Source organism: Microbacterium sp. NPDC089987, from assembly GCF_044748505.1.
Taxonomy (GTDB): Bacteria; Actinomycetota; Actinomycetes; order Actinomycetales; family Microbacteriaceae; genus Microbacterium.
Map to the genome: position 1 here is coordinate 153,378 of NZ_JBIVGE010000001.1, position 19,954 is coordinate 173,331.

At 69.2% G+C, this 19,954-nt stretch carries 20 protein-coding genes; 10 read left to right on the plus strand and 10 right to left on the minus strand.

What is annotated here, in order from left to right:
• Positions 1–149 precede the first annotated feature (149 nt).
• Both ACIPV2_RS00775 and ACIPV2_RS00780 read left to right on the plus strand, forming a co-directional pair.
• Positions 150–614, plus strand: coding sequence for a helix-turn-helix domain-containing protein (locus ACIPV2_RS00775; RefSeq protein ID WP_400837158.1), 465 nt, complete (start codon positions 150–152; stop codon positions 612–614).
• A gap of 56 nt (positions 615–670) precedes the next feature.
• Positions 671–1,018: an antitoxin gene (locus ACIPV2_RS00780; protein ID WP_400837161.1), complete on the plus strand. Its 348-nt coding sequence runs from the start codon at positions 671–673 to the stop codon at positions 1,016–1,018.
• A gap of 29 nt (positions 1,019–1,047) precedes the next feature.
• On the opposite strand, the gene treZ is transcribed toward ACIPV2_RS00780, so the two are convergent.
• From treZ to ACIPV2_RS00800, 4 genes are read right to left on the minus strand one after another with little or no spacing between them, the layout of a single operon-like run.
• Positions 1,048–2,826 (minus strand): malto-oligosyltrehalose trehalohydrolase, encoded by a 1,779-nt coding sequence (treZ, locus tag ACIPV2_RS00785; RefSeq protein ID WP_400837164.1) that lies wholly within the window; start codon positions 2,824–2,826, stop codon positions 1,048–1,050.
• Positions 2,826–5,174, minus strand: coding sequence for a malto-oligosyltrehalose synthase (gene treY, locus ACIPV2_RS00790; RefSeq protein ID WP_400837166.1), 2,349 nt, complete (start codon positions 5,172–5,174; stop codon positions 2,826–2,828). The genes treZ and treY overlap by 1 nt, the downstream gene beginning before the upstream one ends.
• Position 5,175: 1 nt before the next feature.
• On the minus strand, positions 5,176–7,380 hold the full coding sequence (glgX, locus tag ACIPV2_RS00795) for a glycogen debranching protein GlgX (RefSeq protein WP_400837169.1): 2,205 nt from the start codon (positions 7,378–7,380) through the stop codon (positions 5,176–5,178).
• Positions 7,377–7,751: a hypothetical protein gene (locus ACIPV2_RS00800; RefSeq protein WP_400837172.1), complete on the minus strand. Its 375-nt coding sequence runs from the start codon at positions 7,749–7,751 to the stop codon at positions 7,377–7,379. The genes glgX and ACIPV2_RS00800 overlap by 4 nt, the downstream gene beginning before the upstream one ends.
• Positions 7,752–7,960: 209 nt before the next feature.
• Between ACIPV2_RS00800 and folE the strand changes: the two genes are divergently transcribed.
• The 4 genes from folE to ACIPV2_RS00820 are packed head-to-tail and all read left to right on the plus strand — an operon-like array spanning position 7,961 to position 11,464.
• A complete protein-coding gene (gene folE / locus ACIPV2_RS00805; RefSeq protein WP_400837174.1) occupies positions 7,961–8,614 on the plus strand; it encodes a GTP cyclohydrolase I in 654 nt (217 codons plus the stop codon).
• 30 nt (positions 8,615–8,644) lie between these two features.
• Positions 8,645–9,784, plus strand: coding sequence for an NAD(P)/FAD-dependent oxidoreductase (locus ACIPV2_RS00810; RefSeq protein WP_400837176.1), 1,140 nt, complete (start codon positions 8,645–8,647; stop codon positions 9,782–9,784).
• A 35-nt stretch (positions 9,785–9,819) separates the two neighbouring features.
• A complete protein-coding gene (gene folP, locus ACIPV2_RS00815) occupies positions 9,820–10,698 on the plus strand; it encodes a dihydropteroate synthase (RefSeq protein ID WP_400837178.1) in 879 nt (292 codons plus the stop codon).
• A 16-nt stretch (positions 10,699–10,714) separates the two neighbouring features.
• On the plus strand, positions 10,715–11,464 hold the full coding sequence (locus tag ACIPV2_RS00820; RefSeq protein WP_400837180.1) for a dihydrofolate reductase family protein: 750 nt from the start codon (positions 10,715–10,717) through the stop codon (positions 11,462–11,464).
• Here ACIPV2_RS00820 and ACIPV2_RS00825 read toward each other — a convergent pair.
• Positions 11,449–12,579, minus strand: a complete 1,131-nt coding sequence (locus tag ACIPV2_RS00825) for an FUSC family protein (RefSeq protein ID WP_400837183.1) — start codon at positions 12,577–12,579, stop codon at positions 11,449–11,451. The genes ACIPV2_RS00820 and ACIPV2_RS00825 overlap by 16 nt on opposite strands.
• A 15-nt stretch (positions 12,580–12,594) precedes the next feature.
• A complete protein-coding gene (locus ACIPV2_RS00830) occupies positions 12,595–13,476 on the minus strand; it encodes a manganese catalase family protein (protein WP_400837185.1) in 882 nt (293 codons plus the stop codon).
• Positions 13,477–13,663: 187 nt separating this feature from the next.
• On the opposite strand from ACIPV2_RS00830, the gene ACIPV2_RS00835 reads away from it, so the two are divergent.
• Positions 13,664–15,094, plus strand: a complete 1,431-nt coding sequence (locus ACIPV2_RS00835; protein ID WP_400837188.1) for a M20/M25/M40 family metallo-hydrolase — start codon at positions 13,664–13,666, stop codon at positions 15,092–15,094.
• A 54-nt stretch (positions 15,095–15,148) separates the two neighbouring features.
• Entirely contained in the window at positions 15,149–15,424 is a 276-nt protein-coding gene (locus tag ACIPV2_RS00840) for a hypothetical protein (protein ID WP_400837191.1), read from the plus strand.
• Here ACIPV2_RS00840 and ACIPV2_RS00845 read toward each other — a convergent pair.
• Complete coding sequence (locus ACIPV2_RS00845) at positions 15,421–15,750, minus strand: hypothetical protein (protein WP_400837194.1); 330 nt, start codon at positions 15,748–15,750, stop codon at positions 15,421–15,423. The genes ACIPV2_RS00840 and ACIPV2_RS00845 overlap by 4 nt on opposite strands.
• Positions 15,751–15,828: 78 nt before the next feature.
• Positions 15,829–16,125: a hypothetical protein gene (locus tag ACIPV2_RS00850; RefSeq protein ID WP_400837197.1), complete on the minus strand. Its 297-nt coding sequence runs from the start codon at positions 16,123–16,125 to the stop codon at positions 15,829–15,831.
• Positions 16,126–16,213: 88 nt separating this feature from the next.
• Between ACIPV2_RS00850 and ACIPV2_RS00855 the strand changes: the two genes are divergently transcribed.
• On the plus strand, positions 16,214–16,963 hold the full coding sequence (locus tag ACIPV2_RS00855; RefSeq protein ID WP_400837200.1) for an AAA family ATPase: 750 nt from the start codon (positions 16,214–16,216) through the stop codon (positions 16,961–16,963).
• A 4-nt stretch (positions 16,964–16,967) separates the two neighbouring features.
• Here the strand turns inward: ACIPV2_RS00855 and ACIPV2_RS00860 are convergent, their stop codons facing one another.
• A complete protein-coding gene (locus ACIPV2_RS00860) occupies positions 16,968–17,870 on the minus strand; it encodes a sigma-70 family RNA polymerase sigma factor (RefSeq protein WP_400837203.1) in 903 nt (300 codons plus the stop codon).
• A gap of 43 nt (positions 17,871–17,913) precedes the next feature.
• Positions 17,914–18,372 carry a carboxymuconolactone decarboxylase family protein gene (locus tag ACIPV2_RS00865; RefSeq protein ID WP_400837205.1) on the minus strand — a complete coding sequence of 153 codons (459 nt, stop codon included), beginning with the start codon at positions 18,370–18,372 and terminating at the stop codon, positions 17,914–17,916.
• A gap of 140 nt (positions 18,373–18,512) precedes the next feature.
• Between ACIPV2_RS00865 and thrC the strand changes: the two genes are divergently transcribed.
• The gene (thrC, locus tag ACIPV2_RS00870; protein ID WP_400839872.1) at positions 18,513–19,931 is read left to right on the plus strand and encodes a threonine synthase; all 1,419 of its coding nucleotides are present in this window, start codon (positions 18,513–18,515) and stop codon (positions 19,929–19,931) included.
• Positions 19,932–19,954: the final 23 nt, after the last annotated feature.

Sequence of the window (19,954 nt, forward strand, 5' to 3'; positions counted from 1 at the left end):
TGGGTGCGCCACATCGGACGCGAGTGCAGCTTTCCGGAGCGACCGGTACCTGGGTACTGACTGCTGTCCCGCTCGATTCGCTCAGTCGCGGACGGGGCCGTCGGAGAACAGGCATCCTGAGCAGATATCATCCGCGATATCATGAAGACATGATCGATACCGCGAAGGCTGGGACACTGATCCGGCTCGCCCGCGAGGACGCGGGGATGAGCCAGCGCGCGCTCGCCCAGGCCTCCGGCGTCCAGCAGTCGAACATCGCCGCGGCGGAATCCGGACGTCGTAGCGTCTCCAACGAGATGCTCGATCGGCTGCTCGACGCAGCGGACTACCGTCCTTCTGTCCCGCTCGCCCTGAAGCGTGAGGAGATTCGGCGGATCGGCGACCAGCTCGGAGTTCGCGGTATCCGAGTCTTCGGTTCGGTTTCGCGCGGTGCCGACCATCGCGGCTCGGACATCGATCTTCTCGTCGATCTCGACGCCACAGCTGCAGGTTTCGAACTGGGAGCGTTCGTGGCTGCCGTTCGCGACCTCACCGGTTTCGATGCCGACGTCATCGTCGACCGCGGAGACCGGCCGGAGATGGCGCACATCCGCGCGACGGCGGTTCCGCTGTGAACACAGACGGCTCAGCGAGCTTCCGCCCCCGGGCTGAACGCGCCCAGCCCGACGATGTGAGAGTCGGTAGCGATCTCGACGCGTTCACTGCAGAACTCGACAAGGTGGAACTGCGCGTGCGCGCGGTTGTCGCCGCTGGGCGCGGCAGCTTCTTCGAGGGATCGGAAAGCTACGATCGCGCATCGATGGCGATCATCAGACTCGCGGCACTCTTCGAGAACGAGAAGCGGTTCGCACGCTTCCTGTCAGCGGCGACCGCGATCGAGAGGCAAGGGATCTCGCACACTCGGAACGTCGCCGGTCACGCTGGATACATCGCGATGGACGACGAGATCTTCTGGCGCACGGTCACCGTCCAGGTTCCGCAGTTCATCGCGAAACTGCGCCACGTGAACGCCATCTGACCGGGGCGTCGGCAAGCTCGTCGGATAGGTCAGTCCATGCGCCGGATGATCGCCGCCGACTCCGCGAGCAGCGTCGTGCGCCCTGCGGTCGACGCGGTCTCGCGGGTGGCGAGCAGGACCTCCCCGGCGACGTCGAATGCGACGTCGGCGGAGGTCAGGTTGATCAGGATGCTCAGGCCGCCCCGATCGATGCGGAACGCGCGGTGCTGCGGCTCATCGCTCGGCACGACGAGGTCGACCGAGGGCTCCCGGATGCCCGGTTCCGTCAGCGCCGGACACTCGCGCCGCAGCGCCGCGAGACGGCGGTACAGGTCGAGCAGCTGCGCGTGGGCCGGCGATGCGAGCTCGTCCCAGTCGAGCTTGGAGCGCTGGAAGGTCTCGGGGTCCTGCGGATCGGGCACGACGGCGGCATCCCACCCCATCCGGGCGAACTCGGCGATGCGTCCCTCGGCCGTGGCGCGCCCGAGCTCCGGTTCGGGATGCGAGGTGAAGAACTGCCACGGCGTGGACGCGCCCCACTCCTCGCCCATGAAGAGCATGGGCGTGCCGGGCGCCGTCAGCGTGAGCACCGCCGCGACCGCGAGCCTGTCATCGGAGAGTGTCTCGCTGAGCCGGTCGCCCGTCGCTCGGTTGCCGATCTGGTCGTGGTCCTGCGCGAAGGTGACCAGCCGCCAGGCGGGCACCTCGTGCGGGATGGGGGATCCGTGCACGTGGTCGCGGAACGACGAGAACGTGCCGTCGTGGAAGAAGCCGCCGTCGGTGACCTTCTCGATGGCATCCGGCGCGGCGAAGTCCGCGTAGTATCCTGAGGTCTCCCCGGTGAGGGCGACGTGCACCGCATGGTGCCAGTCGTCGGACCACTGCGCGGTGAGTCCGTATCCGCCGGCCTCGCGCGGAAGGATCAGAGTCGGATCGTTGAGGTCCGATTCGGCGATCAGGGTCAGCGGCCTGCCCTCGTGCGCCGAGAGGGCGTCGACGCGCTCGGCGAGCTCCTTCAGGATGTGGATGCGGCTGTCGTCGTGCAGGGCATGCACGGCATCCAACCGCAAGCCGTCGACGTGCCGGTCGCGGAGCCACATCAGGGCGTTCTCGATGATGTACTCGCGCACGGGCGTCTGATCGAGATCGACCGAGTCGCCCCACGTGTTGCGGCTGCCGTCGCGCAGGTAGGGTCCGAACTCGGGCAGGTAGTTGCCGCTCGGTCCGAGGTGGTTGTACACGACGTCCTGGATCACGCCGAGGCCGTGCGCGTGCGCGGCGTCGACGAAGCGCTGATAGCCGCGCGGACCGCCGTAGCCCTCGTGCACGGCGTACCAGAGCACGCCGTCGTACCCCCAGTTCCACTGCCCGTTGAACGCGTTCACCGGCAGCAGCTCGACGTGCGTGACGCCGAGGTCGACGAGGTGCGGCAGCTTCTCGATCGCCGAATCGAAGGTGCCGGCCGCAGTGAAGGTGCCGATATGCAGCTCGTAGATGAGCCCGCCCGCCAACTGTCGTCCCGTCCATGCGGCGTCGGTCCAGGCGAATGCCGCCTCGTCGAACGCCGCCGACGCGGCATGCACCCCGTCGGGCTGCCTGCGAGAACGGGGATCCGGCCGCAGCTCATCGCCATCGCCGATCACGAAGCCGTAGCGCTCGCCGTCGGCGAGCTCGGCGTCGGCCTGCCACCAGCCGCCGGGACCCGCCGTCATCTCCCGCTCGTCGAGCGTCGAGCCGTCATCGCCAACCCGCCGCAGTCGCATCCGCGACGCGCGCGGCGCCCATACGTCCATCACCGCACCGCCCTTCGTCACCGTATTGGCCTCCATCACCGCACCTCCCGGAGCAGAGCGACGGGGTAGTGCTCGAGCAGTTCGGCCAAGCGCACGGGGCCTCCGGCGAACCGCCGCCCGGTGAGCACATCGATCGAGGGCATCTCCGACCGCATCAGGGTCGTCTCGTCCCAGCCGCCGCGTCTCTCCAGCCCGACCGGCAGACGCGTGGCCACCACGGTCAGACCGCCGCGGTCCACCGCGACGGCGTGGGACGCAGCGGGCCCGGCGACGGTCTCGGGTCGGTACGCGGTGAACAGCTCGGGGTGATCGCGGCGCAGCCGCAGCGCCCGCGAGGTCACCAGCAGCTTCGCCGCTCCTGAGTCATCGATCGAGGGCAGGCTGCCCTCCGCGACGGCAGCGTCGAGCTCGGACAGCATGCGCTCGCGCTCGGCGAAGTCCACCGGCCGGCGGTTGTCGGGGTCGACGAGCGACAGATCCCACAGCTCGGTGCCCTGGTACACGTCCGGCACACCGGGGCCGGTGAGCTGCAGCACCTTCGCCGACAGGGAGTTCGACCGCCCGTACCCGATGATCTCCGCCACGAAGCGCTCCAGAACCGGCTTCGCGGCACCGTCCGCCGCCTCGGCGATCGCCTGGAGACCCTTCTCGAACTCGGCATCCGGATGCTGCCACGCGGTCGATTCGGACGCCTCGCGGGCGGCCTTCTGCGCGTACGCGAGCAGCCGCTCCGACGAGATCGGCCAGGCGCCGACGGCGGCCTGCCACAGCATGCTGTCGAGCGGGCCGTGGCCGGTCGACGCGATCCCGCGCAGCTCGTCGAGCACCTCGGACCAGCGCTCGGGCACCTCGGCGAGCACCGCAAGGCGGGCGCGCACATCTTCGGATCGCTTGGTGTCGTGCGTCGACAGGGTCGTCATCGAGCACGGCCAGGCGGCGAGGCGACGCTGCTGCGCGGTGTGGAACTGCGGCACGCTCAGCGACGCGACCGACGGGTCGCCGCCGACCTCGGTCAGGGTGCCGAGGCGGGTGTACCGGTAGAAGGCGGTGTCCTCCACGCCCTTCGCCATGATCGCCCCCGACGTCTGCTGGAACCGCCGTGCCACGGGCAGAGCCGGATCGGCGAGCAGCGGCGCGAGGTCGTCGATCGCGGATGCCAGATCCGGTCGCCGACGGCTCGCGTCCTCGACCGCATGGCGCAGATGCTCGCACCCTGCCGGCAGGTAGGAGCGGTAGACGGGGAAGCAGGCGAGCAGCTCGGCCAGGGTATCCGCCGCGCCGACGATGCCGAACGGCAGGTCGTGCACCAGCCGGCGCACCTCCGACTGCAGCAGCCCGTCGGCCATCGCGCGCTTGGTGTCGTGGATGAGATCGTGCCAGTCCTGCGCCTCGGGAAGGCCGCTCTGGTCTCGCAGCCGAGCATCGAGCGCAGTGAGCTCGTCGACTCCTGCCGGATCGATCAGCACCCGGTCGATCTCGCCGAGCGCGTCGTACCCGGTGGTGCCGTCGGTGCGCCACCACGGCGGCAGCTCCTCGCCGTACTCGAGGATCTTCTCGATCAGCGTGTATGCGCCGCCGGTGGCGTCGGCGAGTCGCTCGAGATACTCCTCCGGGTCGTCGAGGCCGTCCGGGTGGTCGACCCGGATGCCGTCGGCGAGACCTTCGCGGATCCAGCGCACGATCTCCTCGTGCGACTGCGCGAAGACGTCGGGAAGCTCCACGCGCAGAGCCGCGAGCTCGGAGACGGCGAAGAAGCGCCGGTAGTTCAGCTGGTCGTTCTGGTCTTCCCAGTGGCGCAGCTCGTAGTGCTGCGCACCGAGCAGAGCGGTGAGGTCGTCGCTCAGCCGCCCCGTGCCGGGCGCCAGGGGGAGGACGTACTCGAAATACGACAGCGTGCCGTCGGGGGCATCCGGTGCCGGGGTCGGGTCGACCACGATCTCGCCGCGCTCGATCACCTCGCCCGGAGTGCCGCCGAGGATGGCCAGGCGCACCTTCTCGCGCCCGCGCTCCCAGTCGACGTCGAACGCGATGGCGTGGGCCGAAGCGCGTCCGAGGCGGAGCACGTCCCACCACCAGGGATTCTGCCGCGGCGAGGCCACCCCGACGTGGTTCGGCACGATGTCGACCAGGATGCCGAGGCCCTCGGCACGCGCCGCGGCCGAGAAGGTGGTGAGACCTGCCGCCCCGCCCCGGGACTCGTCGATGCGCGAGTGGTCGACGACGTCATAGCCATGATCCGAGCCCTGCGTCGCCGCCAGAAGCGGAGAGAGATAGGCCCAGTCCGCACCGAGCCGGCGCAGGTAGCCGGTCACCTTCGCAGCCTCCTCGAGCGTGAAGCGCGAGGTGATCTGCAGACGGTACGTGGAATCGGGGCGGCTGGTCATCTCACACCTCGGGTTTCGGCGCGGGCGCGCGGGTCGCGGCGTTCTCGACCTGCATCCGCAGCGAGGCCTCGACGGAGTCGTCGGTCGGCTCGTCCGCGCCGTCGACCTCACGAAGCACGAGCATGGATCCGGCGCCGAGCTGCACGCCCGCCGCGGCCGGCAGCGGGTCGGCGTGGGTGAGCTCGCCGGCCGTGTCGACCACGGCCTCCCAGGTCGCGCCGTGCCTGGCATCCGGAAGCACGACGTCGACGGACTCGTCGCCGCTGTTGAAGTACACCAGGAAGTTCACGTCGTCCACCGGGCGACCCTGGCGGTCCTTCTCGCGGATGCCGCGGCCGTTGAGGAACATGCCGATCGACAGCCCGAAGCCCGACTCCCAGTCCTCGGGCTGCATCGTGCGCCCGTCCGGGCGGAGCCACTCGATGTCGGGCACCGGCGAGCCCTCCTCGACGCGCACCGGCTTGCCGTCGAAGAACCGGCTGCGCCGGAACGTCGGATGCAGGGCGCGCAGCCTCGTGAGCGCCGCCGTGAACTCGACGAGCGGCAGATCCGCCGCCTCCCAGTCGATCCACGTGATCTCGTTGTCCTGCGCGTAGCCGTTGTTGTTGCCGTCCTGAGTGCGGCCCAGCTCGTCACCGTGCGAGATCATCGGCACACCCTGCGACAGCAGCAGCGTCGCCAGCATGTTGCGCTGCCGCATGGCCCGGCGGCGGTTCACGTCGGGGTCGTCGGTGTGCCCCTCGACACCCAGGTTGTCGGAGCGGTTGTGCGATTCGCCGTCGTTGTTGTCCTCGCCGTTGGCCTCGTTGTGCTTCTCGGCGTAGCTCACCAGATCGCGCAGCGTGAAGCCGTCGTGGGCGGTGATGAAGTTGACGGACGCCACGGGGCGGCGCCCCGAGTGCTCGTAGAGATCGGCCGACCCGGTGAGGCGCGAGGCGAACTCGCCGAGCGCCTGCGGCTCGCCGCGCCAGAAGTCGCGGACCGTGTCGCGGTACTTGCCGTTCCACTCCGACCACTGCGGCGGAAAGTTGCCCACCTGGTAGCCGCCGGGCCCGATGTCCCACGGCTCGGCGATGAGCTTGACCTGCGAGACCACCGGATCCTGCTGCACGAGCTCGAAGAACGTCGCCAGCCGGTCGACGTCGTAGAACTCCCGGGCGAGGGTGGAGGCGAGGTCGAACCGGAACCCGTCGACGTGCATCTCGGTGACCCAGTACCGCAGCGAGTCCATGATCATCTGCAGCGCGTGCGGGTTGCCGACGTTGAGGCTGTTGCCCGTGCCGGTGTAGTCGGTGTAGTACCGGCGGTCCTCCTCGAGGCGGTAGTACGCCTCGTTGTCGATGCCGCGCATCGAGAGGGTGGGGCCGAGGTGGTTGCCCTCTGCGGTGTGGTTGTAGACCACGTCGAGGATCACCTCGATGCCGGCGGCGTGCAGCGCACGCACCATCGCCTTGAACTCCTGCACCTGCTGGCCGTGCTCGCCGCTCGACGAGTACGTGTTCTGCGGTGCGAAGAACGACAGGGTGTTGTAGCCCCAGTAGTTCGACAGGCCCTTGTCCTGCAGGGTGCTGTCGTTCACGAACTGGTGCACGGGCATGAGCTCGATCGCGGTCACGCCCAGCCGTGTGAGGTGGTCGACGATCGCCGGGTGGGCGACGCCGGCATAGGTGCCGCGCAGCTCTTCGGGCACATCCGGATGCCGGATGCTGAGGCCCTTCACGTGCGATTCGTAGATGACCGTCTGCGCATAGGGCGTCTTCGGCAGCCGGTCGCCGCCCCATTCGAAGAACGGGTTGATCACGACGCTCTTCGGCGTGCTGGCGGCCGAGTCGTCCTCATTGTGCGAGTCCGGGTCGCCGAAGTCGTAGGAGAACGGCGCCTGCCCCCAGTCGACCTGTCCCGCGACGGCCTTCGCATACGGGTCGAGCAGCAGCTTGCTGGGGTTGAAGCGCTTTCCGTTCGGGGGGTCGTACGGCCCGTGCACCCGGTAGCCGTACAGCTGTCCCGGCTGCACCGACGGCAGGTACCCATGCCAGACGTAGGCGTCGACCTCGACGAGATCGACGCGGGTCTCCTCACCGTGGTCGTCGAACAGGCACAGCTCGACCCGCTCTGCGTGCTCGCTGAACAGTGCGAAGTTCGTGCCCTGACCGTCGAAGGTCGCGCCGAGGGGATGGGCTGATCCGGGCCACACGTCGACGCTCATGCGGCGGTACGACCGTTCTCGTGCAAGCCGTGCGAGCCGTGCGAGTGCGGTGCCGCCTCGCGCACGCGGCGCACCGCCTGCTCGAAGTCGAAGACCTGCGCCACTTCGATCGCCTTCGGGTAGGGGTGGCCCGAATAGCAGATGAACAGCGGCGGGATCACCTCGACGTAGCCGACGGGGCCGTCCTCGAACACCTCGTAGCGATCGATGTCGACGAGCTCGTAGGCGGGCTCGGCGGGCGTGGGCTGGGGCGACGGCTCGCTCGCGATGGCCGGCTCGGCGATCACCGTGGGGTCGGCGGCCTGTGGCGGTGCGGTCGGCTCGGCCGACCGGGCGATCGCCCGTCCGGTGGATCTGGTTGCGGCAGACATGAGGACTCCTGTCTCGACTGCCTTCCGGCTAAGCGCCTCGAGGTCATTGCTGTTGAGGAGAACCTACGGGGGTGACACCTGCGGGGCTACGGGGTTGTCACATGGCGGAGTTCGGGGTAACAGATGGAGTCGCGGCATTCTAAAAGAAGTGATGCTTGCTTTTAGAATCGCTCGGGTGTCTCATGGAAGGAGCAGCACGGGAGGTCGACATGACGATGACAGCGATCCACGATCACGGCGACCTCGCGCCCGCCCCGCGCGCGCCTCAGCGCGTGCGGATAGAGGCCGCTCCGAAGCCGGTGGATCTGGCGGCGGCCGAGCGGGCAGCGCATCTGCTCCTCACGGCGCTGGGAATCGACCCGGATGCGGTCGGCAACCCCGACCTCGCCCGCACACCGCGCCGCCTCGCGGAGGCGTACGCCGAGCTGCTCTCGCCCCAGCCGTTCGACTTCACGACGTTCGCCAACGCCGAGGGCTACGACGAGCTCGTGCTCATCCGCGACATCCCGGTGCGCTCCGTGTGCGAGCACCACCTGCTGCCGTTCACGGGCATCGCTCACGTGGCGTACCTTCCCGGTGAGAGCGTGGTCGGGCTGTCGAAGATCCCGCGCATGGTCGATCACTATGCACGACGCCCGCAGACGCAGGAGCGCCTCACCGTGCAGATCGCCGATGCTCTCGCCGCGCGGCTGCGGCCGCATGGCATCGGTGTCGTGGTGGAAGCCACGCACACCTGCATGACGCTGCGCGGCGCTCGCGCGGTCGGCTCGACGACCACCACGTCGGCGCTGCGCGGCACGCTGCGCGACGACGCCCGCTCGCGGGCCGAGTTCTTCGCCCTGACCGCCGACCGCAGTCGCTGAGAACAATCCATGTCGAAGGGAAGGATGACCATGAGCATCGCCATCGTCGGGGGCGGCCTGGCCGCCGCCACGGCAGCCGCAGAGCTGCGGGAGCGCGGTTACGACGACGACGTCGTGATCTACTCGAGCGAAGACCACCTGCCCTACGAGCGTCCGCCGCTGTCGAAGGACGTGCTGCTCGGGAAGAAGGACATCGATTCCGCCATCGTGCACGACGAGGCCTGGTACACGGCCAACCGGGTGCGTCTCGAACGCGGAGTCACGGTCACCTCGATCGATCCGGCTGCGCACACCCTGCGCGCCGAGCCGACGGGCGGGGGCGAGAGCACGGAGCACGGGTACGATCGGCTGCTGCTCGCCACCGGAGCCACCGCACGCCGCTTCGATCTGGCCGACCGGGTCGCCGATCCGATCTACCTGCGCACCGTCGAAGACAACAGGCGCCTGCGGTCGGCCCTGCGGCCCGGCGCGAAGGCGGTGATCGTGGGAGGCGGGTGGATCGGTCTCGAAGTGGCATCCGCCGCTCGCCAGAAGGATGCCGAGGTGACCGTCTACGAGAGGGCGGATCTGCCCCTGGTCGCCGTGCTCGGCCCCGAGGTCGCACGACTGTTCGCCGACCTGCATCGCGCGCACGGCGTCGATCTGCGGCTCGGCACCGCCGTCGACGAGGCCGCGCTCGCCGCCGCTGACGTGGTGGTCGTCGGCATCGGCGCCATCCCGTCGACACAGCTCGCGGAGCAGGCCGGACTCGCCGTCGACCGCGGCGTGCTCGTCGACGAGCAGCTGCGCACCTCCGACCCCGACATCTTCGCCGTCGGCGATGTCGCCAATCACCAGCATCCGGTGCTGGGGCGCCGCGTCCGCGTCGAGCACTGGGATACGGCGATCGAGCAGGCCAAGGTTGCCGCGCACAACCTGATCGGCGGCGGTGAGCCGTACACGCACCTGCCGTACTTCTTCACCGATCAATACGATCTCGGCATGGAGTACTTCGGCAGCGTCGGGCCCGAGGGGTACGACCGGGTCGACATCGAGGGTGACACCGACGTCGCGAACGGCGGCGCCTTCCGCGCCTACTGGGTGAAGGGCGGCACGGTGCTCGCGGCGATGCACGCGAACGACTGGGACGCCTCCGACGTCGTGCGCGACAGCGTGGGCGCGAAGCGGTGAGGGGGTCAGGGTCGGATGCTCGAGCCGAGCCCGCGATGCGCCGTCGCATCGGCATCCGGGAGTTCGACTTCGCCCGGCAGGTCGCGGTCATGGCCGTCATCAACCGCACACCCGACTCGTTCCATGACCGGGGAGCGACGTTCACCCTCGAGCGGGCGGTCGCGAGTGCGCTGCGCGCCGCCGACCTCGGTGCCGACTGGGTCGACATCGGGGGCGTGCCGTTCGGACGAGGCCCCGCGGTCAGCATCCGCGAGGAGATCGACCGCGTGGTGCCGGTCGTCGAAGCGCTCGCCGCCGAACGACCCGAGCTGATCATCTCCGTCGACACGAACCGCGCCGATGTCGCCGAGCAGGCGATCGCAGCCGGCGCCGCGGTGATCAACGACACCAGCGGTCTCGGCGACGAGCGCATGGCAGACGTCGTGGCGGCCGGCGAGGCGCACGTCATCATCACGCACAGCATCGGCCCGCCGCGGGTCGAGAAGCCGGCGGCTGCCTACGGCGACGTGGTGGCCGAGGTGCGCGCGTTCCTCCTCGAGCGACTGAGGCGGGCCGAGGCCGCCGGCATCGCCCGGGAGCGCGTGATCATCGATCCAGGCCACGACCTCGACAAGAACACACTGCACTCCCTCGAGCTCACCAGGCGACTCGACGAGATCGCCTCGCTCGGGGTGCCGCTGCTGGTCGCCGTGTCGAACAAGGACTTCATCGGCGAGGCGATCGACCGACCACAGGGGGAGCGGCTGGCCGGCTCGCTCGCGGCGATGACCGCGTGCATCCTCGCCGGCGCGCGGATCGTCCGGATGCACGACGTGGCGGAGGCCGTCGACGCGGTCCGTATGATCGAGGCCGTTCTCGGCTGGCGTGCCCCGGCCCGCCTCGAGCACAACACCCATTCGACCCGCAACGTCTGAGAAGGGCATTCCGAGCATGCCGACTCCCATCGATCGCATCTGGCCCAGCCCGGCAGCGGCTCTTGACGACGACGCGCTGCTCGACGCCACGCGCTTTCCCGACGAGGGCACCTGGATGCGGGTGAACTTCATCTCGAGCCTCGACGGCGCGGCCACGCGCGACGGCGCGTCCGGTGGTCTCGGCGACGCCGCCGACCGCCGCCTGTTCGCACTGCTGCGCCGTGCGGCCGACGTCGTGCTGGTCGGCGCCGGCACCCTGCGCGACGAGGAGTACGACGGGCTGCGAGTCGACGACGCCTCGGTCGCCTGGCGTGAGGCGGCGGGGATGCCCGCGCATCCCGCCCTCGCGATGATCAGCCGCGGTCTGTCGGTCGACCCCGACTCGTCGCTGTTCGTCGACGCACCCGTGCGGCCCATCGTCTACACCGTCTCGTCCGCTCCCGACGCGCGTCGGGAGGCGCTGCAGCCGGTGGCCGATGTGGTGACGGTCGGCGAGACGGATGCTGACCCCCGGCGCATCCGCGACGACCTGACAGCGCGCGGCCTGCGGCGCATCCACGCCGAGGGCGGGCCGCACGTGTTCGGGGCGCTGCTGGCGGCGGGGGTCGTCGACGCCCTGCACCTCACGCTCGCGCCGACCCTGGAAGCAGGGGACGCCGGGCGCATCTGCCGCGGGGAGACGCAGGGGCGGCTCCCGACGGCCGCGCGGTTGGAGACGGTGCTGCGCGCCGGAGACGAGCTGCTGCTGCACTACCTGCTCGGCTGAGAGCCGGCATCCGGCTGGCGACCCTCCGACTCAGCGTCCGCCTCCGGCGCGAGCATGAGCAGGATCCGCTGCAGGTGCATCGCGCTCAGCACGCCGGGGCCTGCGATCGCATCCGTCTCGAGCGACCGGGTGTGCACGGCGCGCAGGAGCGCCTCGACAGCCTCGGTTGCACGGGCATGCAGGTCGCCGGCGTCTTCCGCGGCGCCGGCGAGCAGATCGGCGACCGCCTGGCAGGCGGCCGCGAGGGGATCGACGAGCTCCGGATCGAGGGGGAACGCCGACGGGCGGTCGTTGATCGTGTCGCTCAGGCACCCCGAGACGTCCCGGATCTGATGCGCGACCTCGACCAGCATCTCGAGACGGGCGTGTTCTCTGCTCGTATCCGCCCGGCCGCGCCAGGCTCGTGGATTTCCGCGACGACTCTCGTCAGCCTCGGCGACCGCATCGCGCAGCGATCGGCTCGTCTCCGCGAGCGCCCCGGCATCCTGCATCCACCCCGCCCGCTCCGGCGGCCAGGTCTCGATCAACGCGGCGGCGATGTCGTCGAGGTGGGCGGCCAGCCGCTGCTGGAAGGCGTCGATCCGGGCAGCGGCTTCGGACACCAGGGGTGCCGGTGGGATGATGGCGTTCACCAGGAGTCCGACGACCACGCCGACGGCCGTCTGGGTGACGTATCCGAAGGAGTAGTCCTCGGCATCCGCCCCGCCGATGATCAGCACGAACAGCGCCGCCATCGGGATGTACTCACGGCCCGCGCCGAACCAGCCCGTTCCCGAGACGATCACGCCGACACCGACCACCGCGGCGATCGACCACAGACTCGGGCCGACGGTCATCAGCACCAGCGTCGCCAGGCCGATTCCCGCTCCGAGGCCGAGCAGCGTCTGCAGACCGGTCTTCGCCGACGACATGAGCGTCGGGTACATGCTGATCAGGGCGCCGAACGGGGCGTAGTACGGGTACTGGTCGGCGCTGCCGGGCATGTGCGGGGCGATGCTCCACGCGATTCCCACGGCGAGCGCGGTCTTCGCGGCGAAGAGCAGGCGGGCGCGACTGACCGCGCCGCGCGCCGCCGTTCCGATGCCCGCTGTGCGCAGGCGGATCGGTCTTCTCATTCGCACTCTTCTCGATCACTCCATGTGGGTCGCATCCTGTGCTGCGCCGGCGACCTTCTCGATGATGTTGGGCATGTCCGTCGTGCCGTACAGCCTGGCATCCGGACGCGTGTGCGGGGGCATCGGCGCGCTGGTGGTCGGACCTTCGTGGTAGCTGAACTCCCCCTTGCCGTCGGGGGCAGGGCCGGACGCCCAGGTGCCTTCGGCAGCGGCGGGTCCGTCGCTGAAGTTCAGGTACTGGTACGACACCTCGGTGTGCTCCTTCGACTGCGGGAAGTTGCTCGGCACCGGCAGCTCTTCCGCGCCCTCGGCCTTGAGCTCTGCGACGGCGGCCTCCCACTGGTTCTGGTGCATCGTGTCGCGGGCGAGCAGGAACGCGAGCATGTCCCGCACACCGTGGTCATCGGTCATGTGGTAGAGCCGGGCGACCTGCAGGCGGCCCTGCATCTCCGCGTTGGCGTTCGAGGTGAAGTCGGCGAGCAGGTTGCCGCTCGCAGTGACGTACGCGCCCGACCACGGATTGCCGTTGCTGTCGACCGGACGAGCGCCGGCGCCGGAGACGATGGCGTGCTGCACGTCGGTGCCGCCGATGATCGCGGCAACCGTCGGGTCATCCTGCACGGCATCTTCGGTGATCCCGAGCGGCGACTTCTCGAGCAGCTGCGCGATCATCACGGCGAGCATCTCGACGTGGCCCATCTCCTCGGCGCCGATGCCGTACACCAGGTCGCGGTACTTGCCGGGGATGTGCATGTTCCAGGCCTGGAACTGGTACTGCATCGCCACCGTGATCTCGCCGTACTGGCCGCCGAGGACCTCCTGCAGCTTTCTGGCGTACACGGCATCGGGGGCCTCGGGGGTCGCTGAGAACTGCAGCTCCTGCTTATGGAAGAACATCGCGTCGTCCTTTGTCTCGTGGGGTGGAACGGCCCACCTAACGCCTCGATACGGGATCCGAGGAGGGGGTTTCGCTATGCCGTGGCCCCTGCGACAATCCCCGTCGGATCAGGAGCGGAACGTATGGCGACGGCGCCGCCGGGTCAAGCCCCCTTTCCGCCCCGTGAGCCCGGGCCAGACTGCCGACATGGACCCCATCCGCGATCACCTGCACCGGCATCTCGACGAGCTGGCGGAGAGGCTGGCCGAGTGGGTGGCGATCCCGTCGATCGCCGGCGACACCGAGCACCGCGGCGACCTGCGGCGCTCGGCGCACTGGCTCGCCGGTGAGATGCGTGCCGCCGGGCTCGAGGCTTCCGTGCTCGAATCGGGTGACTCGTGGGCGGTGCTCGGCGAGTTCGTGACCGATCCCAGCGCGCCGACCGCGCTGGTCTACAGTCATCACGATGTGCGGATAGTGAAGCCGGAGGAGTGGGCGGAGACCGAGCCATTCACCCCGGTGCGGCGCGACGGTCGGCTGTACGGCAGAGGAGCGTCGGATGCGAAGGGGCAGGCGCTCGCGCACGTGTGGGCGCTGCGCGCCCTGCGCGACCTCGACGGAGGGGCGCCGATCAACGTCAAGCTGCTCATCGAGGGCGAGGAGGAGATCGGCTCTCCGAACCTCGCGGCACTGCTGGAGCGGCACGCCGAGCGGCTCGCCTGCGACGTGATCGTGTTCTCGGACACCGTGCAGTGGCGCGCAGATGCCCCGGCGCCGGTGACCTCGATGCGCGGCACGGTCAACGCCACGCTGACCGTGCGCGGGCCCGACCGCGACGTGCACAGCGGTGTCGTCGCGGGTGCCACGCTCAATCCGGCCGCCACCCTCGCCCAGGCGCTCGCGGCCCTGCACGACGAGCACGGTCGCGTCGCGGTGCCGGGGTTCTACGACGATGTGGCAGAGCTGACCGACGAGCGCCGCGCGGAGTTCGACGCGCTGCCCTTCGACGAAGAGGAGTGGGTCACCCGCACCGAGACGCGCACGATCAGCGGTGAAGACGACTTCACGGTGCTGGAGCGACTGTGGGCTCGACCCACGATCGAGGTGATGTCGCTGCTGGCCGGTGATCCGCTGGGCCTGCCGCGCTCGGTCATCCCGCGCGATGCGACAGCGAGTCTGAGCATCCGCACGGCCGCTGACCAGCGCATCCCCGCGGTCGCCGAGCAGCTGCGCGGCTTCTTCGCCTCGGTGCTGCCCGCCGACGCCGAGTACGAGCTCACCATTGACGAGGCGCTGGGTCAGGAGCCGTATGAGACGCCGCAGGGACCTCTGCTCGACGCGCTGGAGCGGGCGCTCGAGCAGGGGTACGACATGGCGGTGCGCGGGCGGATGGGCAATGCGGGCGGCGGGCCCGCCGACCTGCTGACCCGCACCTTCGACGCCCCGATCCTCTTCCTCGGCACCGGGCTGCCCGAAGACCACTGGCACTCCAGCGACGAGAGCGTCGACCTGCAGATGCTGCAGCGGGGAGCCGCGTCGATCGCGCACCTGTGGCGCGAGCTGGCGGAGGTCCTTCCCACACAGCGGGAGGCAGAGGGCTCCCCACTGGAACGCAACTCGGAGGGTGCCCCATCGTGATCGGTGGCGCAACCCCGTTCGGTCGTGGCCCGTGCGAGTCGTACCGTTCTGCGTATGCGTGATCGAATGGTGCAGCGGACTCGGCTGAGCATCGATGGCTCCAGCTTCATTCTCACTCCGTCGGAGGATATCGACGACCTCGGTGAGCGGCTCACGGCCGCAGTAGCGACGGGTGGCTCGCTGGTCACATTCACGACGACGGACGACCGGCTGGTCAGAGCTCTCATCACCCCGCGCAGCCGGGTGCTGATCATTGACGAGGACGTGGCATTCGAGGCCGAGCAATCCGTGCTCTCGCTGAGCTCGTCGGGAGACTGGGACCTGCTTTAGGAAGCGCTGGCTTCGATTTCAGGAGTGGCCAGAACCTCATCAACCAGCATGATGCCGCCGCTGGAGTTCGCGGTGTGCATGAGCTGCTCCACCCACTTCATATTGATCTGAGGCGGCTCCGATTCTTCGAACACGAATCGCAGCGGGATCGAGGGGTGGATCCAGAGGGTGGATCGCCCACCGGGCTCGCCCTCGGGATGCTTCCAGGAGAGGGTGAAGGACTCGCTGCGACGGAGCTTGGTCGCCACGACGATCTTCAGGTGAGCGAGCGCGCGATCATCGATATGGATCGGGTCGTCCGAGATCCCGTAGTGAAGAGTCGCCATACGCATAACCATAGCTACGACGAGAGGCGTTTCGCACTTGCGTGATGGAGCCGGCTATGACATTCACCCGGACACCGATCAGGGAAGCTGATCGAGGACGAGTTCGCCGCGTCTGCTTAAGTGCTCCATCATCCTCTCGATCCGCTTCGGGTCGATTCGAGGCATCACCGGGTTGTCGAAAGCGAGGATGAGCGGAATGCTCGCGTGCATCCATATCGTGAGACGACCAGCGGCGCTCTTCTCGTCCGGCAGCCAGGTCATCATGAAGCTCTCCTGCCGGCGCAGCTTCGTGCCGATCACGATCTTCAGATATGCCAGCGTCTCGTCATCGACCTCGATCGGAGGGCGAGAGCTGTTGTACTCGAGTCTTCCCATCACATGAGAGTACCCAGCTGACGCAGGATGTCCGTGCGCCCGCGGATCCCGATCCTCTCCGTCGGCGACCCGGGATAGGGTCGGGCGCATGAGCGCAGACGGCGAGACGGCGTGGCTGCGGCGCAGGCATCCGGTCGTCGCCGTGAGCGCGAATGAGGATGCCCCCGAGCCGAGTGAGCGCTGGCCCACGAACATCCCCGCGGTTGCGCAGCTGCTGCGCGACGGGATGCGCCTCTCACCGGGCGTGACGTTCCTCGTCGGCGAGAACGGCAGCGGCAAGTCGACGGTCGTGGAGGGGATCGCGCTGGCGTACGGGCTGTCGCCGGAGGGCGGGTCGCGCAACGCCCGTCACAGCACCCGGCCGACCGAGTCGCCGCTGTCGGACTGGCTGCGCATCCAGCGGGGCATCGGCGCGAGCCAGTGGGGCTTCTTCCTGCGCGCCGAGACGATGCACTCGTTCTACACCTACCTCGAGCAGAACCCATCGTCCCAGGGAGACGCCCCGTTCCACGAGATGAGTCATGGCGAGTCGTTCCTCGCCCTTCTCGACACTCGTTTCGATTCGCCCGGCTTCTACTGCCTCGACGAGCCGGAGGCTGCGCTGTCGTTCGCCTCGACCCTCACGCTGATCTCGGTGCTGCGGCGCATCGCCGACGACGGCGGGCAGGTGCTCTGCGCCACGCACTCACCCGTGCTCGCCTCCCTGCCCGGTGCGAGGATCCTCGAGGTCGGCGAGTGGGGGCTCCGCGAGACGACCTGGGAAGAGCTGGAGCTGGTGCGGCACTGGCGGTCGTTCCTCGGCGACCCGGATCGTTACCTGCGGCACCTGCTGGACTGAACGCTCAGGCGGGTGGCTGGGAGAAGGCTCGAGTGAGCTTGTGCGGGTTGGAGACCTGCCGGATGCCGCGGATCCGGCCCACCTGATCGAATTCCAGCGTGAGCACGTCGGTGCGGCCGCTGTGCGTGAGCGCCAGGGCGAACTCGCCGTTGACCTCGATCGGGCTGACCGAGAACGGGAGGTCCGGAGCGAGCTTCGCTGTCTTCTCCCGCACGCCGACGTAGAAGCGGTGCACCTTCTCCGCTCCGAAGATCGGATTGCGGGTGGCGGCGACGACGCCTCCGCCGTCCGTCCACAGGATGGCCTCGTCGGTGAGCAGATCGCGCAGGGTGTCGAGGTCGCCCTGCTGCACGGCGGTCATCAGGGCGCTGAGCGCCGCAGGGTCGGCCGCGCGCGGGGCGGGGGAGTGCTCATGGATCTGCAACCGCCGCTCGGCCCGGGAGATCAGCTGCCGCACCGCCGCCGGCGACTTCTCGAGGATCTCGCCGATCTCGGCCGCGGTCATCGCGTATGCGCGGTGCAGCACGACCGCGGCGCGGGCGTCGGGGGACAGCTGCTCGGCCAGGTGCAGCAGAGCGAGCGACAGCAGCTCGCGGTCGGCCACCGCGTCCTCCGGCAGCCGATCTGTCGCGACCGGTTCCGGCAGCCAGTGCCCGGTGTACTCCTCGCGCACGGCGGCCAGCGAACGCACGCGGTCGATCGACCGGCGCACGCACGTGGTCGTGAGCCAGGCGGGCCAGGAGCGCACCGCTGCGGCATCCGCCCGCTCCGCCTTCAGCGCCTCGATCGCGACCTCCGAGACGACGTCCTCGGCGTGGCCGAAGTCGCCCAGCATCCGGTACGCGATGCCGATCAGCCGGCCCCGCTCGGCCTCCCAGGCCAGCGCGGCGGACGTGGCGGCGGTCATGTCGCTCACGCTACCCCGCTGCGCTCGCCGACTGCGGTCGGGCTCACACGATCGGGTGCTTGTCATCGAGCGGCGGCGCCATCTCGGTGGCGATCGCGATGCGGTTCCACACGTTGATCGTGCAGATCGCCATCACGATCGCGCCCAGCTGCGCGTCGTCGAAGTGCTCGGCCGCGGCATCCCAGATCTCGTCGGTGACCGTGTCGGGGCCGAGCTTCGTGATCGCGTCGGTCAGCGCGAGAGCTGCGAGCTCCTTCGGCTCGAAGAGGTTGCGGGCGTGCTGCCATGCGCCGACGGCGTGCATCGTGCGCTGCGGGATGCCGTGCTTCGCGCCGGCGGTCGCGTGCATGTCGACGCAGAAGCCGCAGCCGTTCAGGATCGACGCGCGCAGCTTGATGAGCTCGTACAGCCGCTTCTCCACCGAGCGGCTCGAATATGCCTCCATCCCGATCACGGCGGCGTAGCCGAGCTTGTTCGTGCGCATCATGTCGATCCTGGTCATGGTGGTCCTCTCTCCCGGCATCCGATCGACGCCTTCACCTCTGTGTCGGGAGCGGAGGGCGGTGTGTGACAGCCGTCATCCGGCTTCGTCGGGTCGGCGATCCTGCGACAATGGAGACCCCGACGACCCGAGGAGCCCTCGTGCTGTACATCTCCACCCGCGGCGGCATGCAGCCGCAGCCGTTCAGTGAGACGCTGCTCGAGGGGCTCGCGCCAGACGGCGGGCTGGCGGTGCCCGAGCAGCTGCCGCAGGTCGATGCCCAGACGCTCGAGCGCTGGCGTGCGCTCACCTACCCGCAGCTGGCCACCGAGGTGCTGTCGCTGTTCGCCACCGACATCCCCCGCGAAGACCTCGCGCGGATGACGGCGGCCGCCTACACCGATTTCCCGGATGCCGTCGTGCCGCTGCGCTCGATCGGCGGGGGCCTCACGCTGGTCGGCCTGTCGGAGGGCCCGACCCTGGCGTTCAAGGACATGGCGATGCAGTTCCTCGGGCAGGTGCTCGAGTACGTGCTCGAGAAGAAGGACCGCGTGCTGAACATCGTCGGCGCGACCTCGGGCGACACCGGCTCGGCAGCCGAGCACGCGCTGCGCGGCAAGGAGCGCGTCTCGGTGTTCATGCTCTCCCCGCAGGGCCGGATGAGCTCGTTCCAGCGGGCGCAGATGTACTCGCTGCACGACGAGAACGTGCACAACATCGCCGTCGACGGGGTCTTCGACGACTGCCAGAACCTCGTCAAGAAGCTCGCCGGCGACCTGGAGTTCAAGCGCGCGCAGAACCTCGGCGCCGTCAACTCGATCAACCTGGGCCGCATCGCCGCGCAGGTCGTCTACTACTTCTGGGCCTGGCTGCGAGTGACGGATGCCGTCGAGCCCGAGTTCCGCCCCGGGTTCGAGGTCTCGTTCACGGTGCCGTCCGGCAACTTCGGCAACATCCTGTCGGGCTTCTTCGCCAAGGGCATGGGCGTGCCCATCCGCCGCCTCGTTCTCGCCGCCAACGAGAACAACGTGCTCGACGAGTTCTTCCGCACCGGCATCTACCGCCCGCGCTCGGCCGCCGACACGCACGCCACCTCGAGCCCCTCGATGGACATCTCGAAGGCATCAAACCTCGAGCGGTTCATCTTCGATCTCGTCGGGCGCGACGCCGCTCGGGTCGTGCAGGCGTGGGACGCGCTCGACGCCGTCGGCACCATCGACTTCTCGGCGGAGCAGCCTCGCTTCGAGAGCGAGTTCGGCATCGTCAGCGGCACGTCGACCCACGCCGACCGGCTCGCCACGATCCGCTCGGTGTACGAAGAGACCGGTGAGATCATCGACCCCCACACCGCCGACGGCGTGAAGGTCGCCCGCGAGCACGTCGAGGCCGAGGTGCCGATGCTCGTGCTCGAGACGGCCAGACCCGAGAAGTTCGCCGAGACGATCACCGAGGCGATCGGCGTCGAGCTGGAGTTCTCGCCCGAGCTGCGAGAGATGATGGATGCCCCGCAGCGCGTGACCGAGATGGCCGATGACGAGCAGGCGCTGCGCGCCTTCGTCGCCGAGCACGCGCTTCGCTGACCAGAGGTCAGCTCGGCGTCGAG

What these genes read in the sequence shown, in the direction of transcription:
- folP (WP_400837178.1), top strand. Translation starts at nt 9,820, where the DNA reads ATGCGCCGTCGCATCGGCATCCGGGAGTTCGACTTCGCCCGGCAGGTC.
- ACIPV2_RS00835 (WP_400837188.1), top strand. Translation starts at nt 13,664, where the DNA reads ATGGACCCCATCCGCGATCACCTGCACCGGCATCTCGACGAGCTGGCG.
- ACIPV2_RS00855 (WP_400837200.1), top strand. Translation starts at nt 16,214, where the DNA reads ATGAGCGCAGACGGCGAGACGGCGTGGCTGCGGCGCAGGCATCCGGTC.
- ACIPV2_RS00840 (WP_400837191.1), top strand. Translation starts at nt 15,149, where the DNA reads ATGCGTGATCGAATGGTGCAGCGGACTCGGCTGAGCATCGATGGCTCC.
- ACIPV2_RS00800 (WP_400837172.1), bottom strand. Translation starts at nt 7,751, where the DNA reads ATGTCTGCCGCAACCAGATCCACCGGACGGGCGATCGCCCGGTCGGCC.
- ACIPV2_RS00830 (WP_400837185.1), bottom strand. Translation starts at nt 13,476, where the DNA reads ATGTTCTTCCATAAGCAGGAGCTGCAGTTCTCAGCGACCCCCGAGGCC.
- ACIPV2_RS00820 (WP_400837180.1), top strand. Translation starts at nt 10,715, where the DNA reads ATGCCGACTCCCATCGATCGCATCTGGCCCAGCCCGGCAGCGGCTCTT.
- ACIPV2_RS00775 (WP_400837158.1), top strand. Translation starts at nt 150, where the DNA reads ATGATCGATACCGCGAAGGCTGGGACACTGATCCGGCTCGCCCGCGAG.
- ACIPV2_RS00860 (WP_400837203.1), bottom strand. Translation starts at nt 17,870, where the DNA reads ATGACCGCCGCCACGTCCGCCGCGCTGGCCTGGGAGGCCGAGCGGGGC.
- ACIPV2_RS00810 (WP_400837176.1), top strand. Translation starts at nt 8,645, where the DNA reads ATGAGCATCGCCATCGTCGGGGGCGGCCTGGCCGCCGCCACGGCAGCC.
- treZ (WP_400837164.1), bottom strand. Translation starts at nt 2,826, where the DNA reads ATGGAGGCCAATACGGTGACGAAGGGCGGTGCGGTGATGGACGTATGG.
- glgX (WP_400837169.1), bottom strand. Translation starts at nt 7,380, where the DNA reads ATGAGCGTCGACGTGTGGCCCGGATCAGCCCATCCCCTCGGCGCGACC.
- ACIPV2_RS00850 (WP_400837197.1), bottom strand. Translation starts at nt 16,125, where the DNA reads ATGGGAAGACTCGAGTACAACAGCTCTCGCCCTCCGATCGAGGTCGAT.
- ACIPV2_RS00825 (WP_400837183.1), bottom strand. Translation starts at nt 12,579, where the DNA reads ATGAGAAGACCGATCCGCCTGCGCACAGCGGGCATCGGAACGGCGGCG.
- ACIPV2_RS00865 (WP_400837205.1), bottom strand. Translation starts at nt 18,372, where the DNA reads ATGACCAGGATCGACATGATGCGCACGAACAAGCTCGGCTACGCCGCC.
- ACIPV2_RS00845 (WP_400837194.1), bottom strand. Translation starts at nt 15,750, where the DNA reads ATGGCGACTCTTCACTACGGGATCTCGGACGACCCGATCCATATCGAT.
- treY (WP_400837166.1), bottom strand. Translation starts at nt 5,174, where the DNA reads ATGACCAGCCGCCCCGATTCCACGTACCGTCTGCAGATCACCTCGCGC.
- folE (WP_400837174.1), top strand. Translation starts at nt 7,961, where the DNA reads ATGACGATGACAGCGATCCACGATCACGGCGACCTCGCGCCCGCCCCG.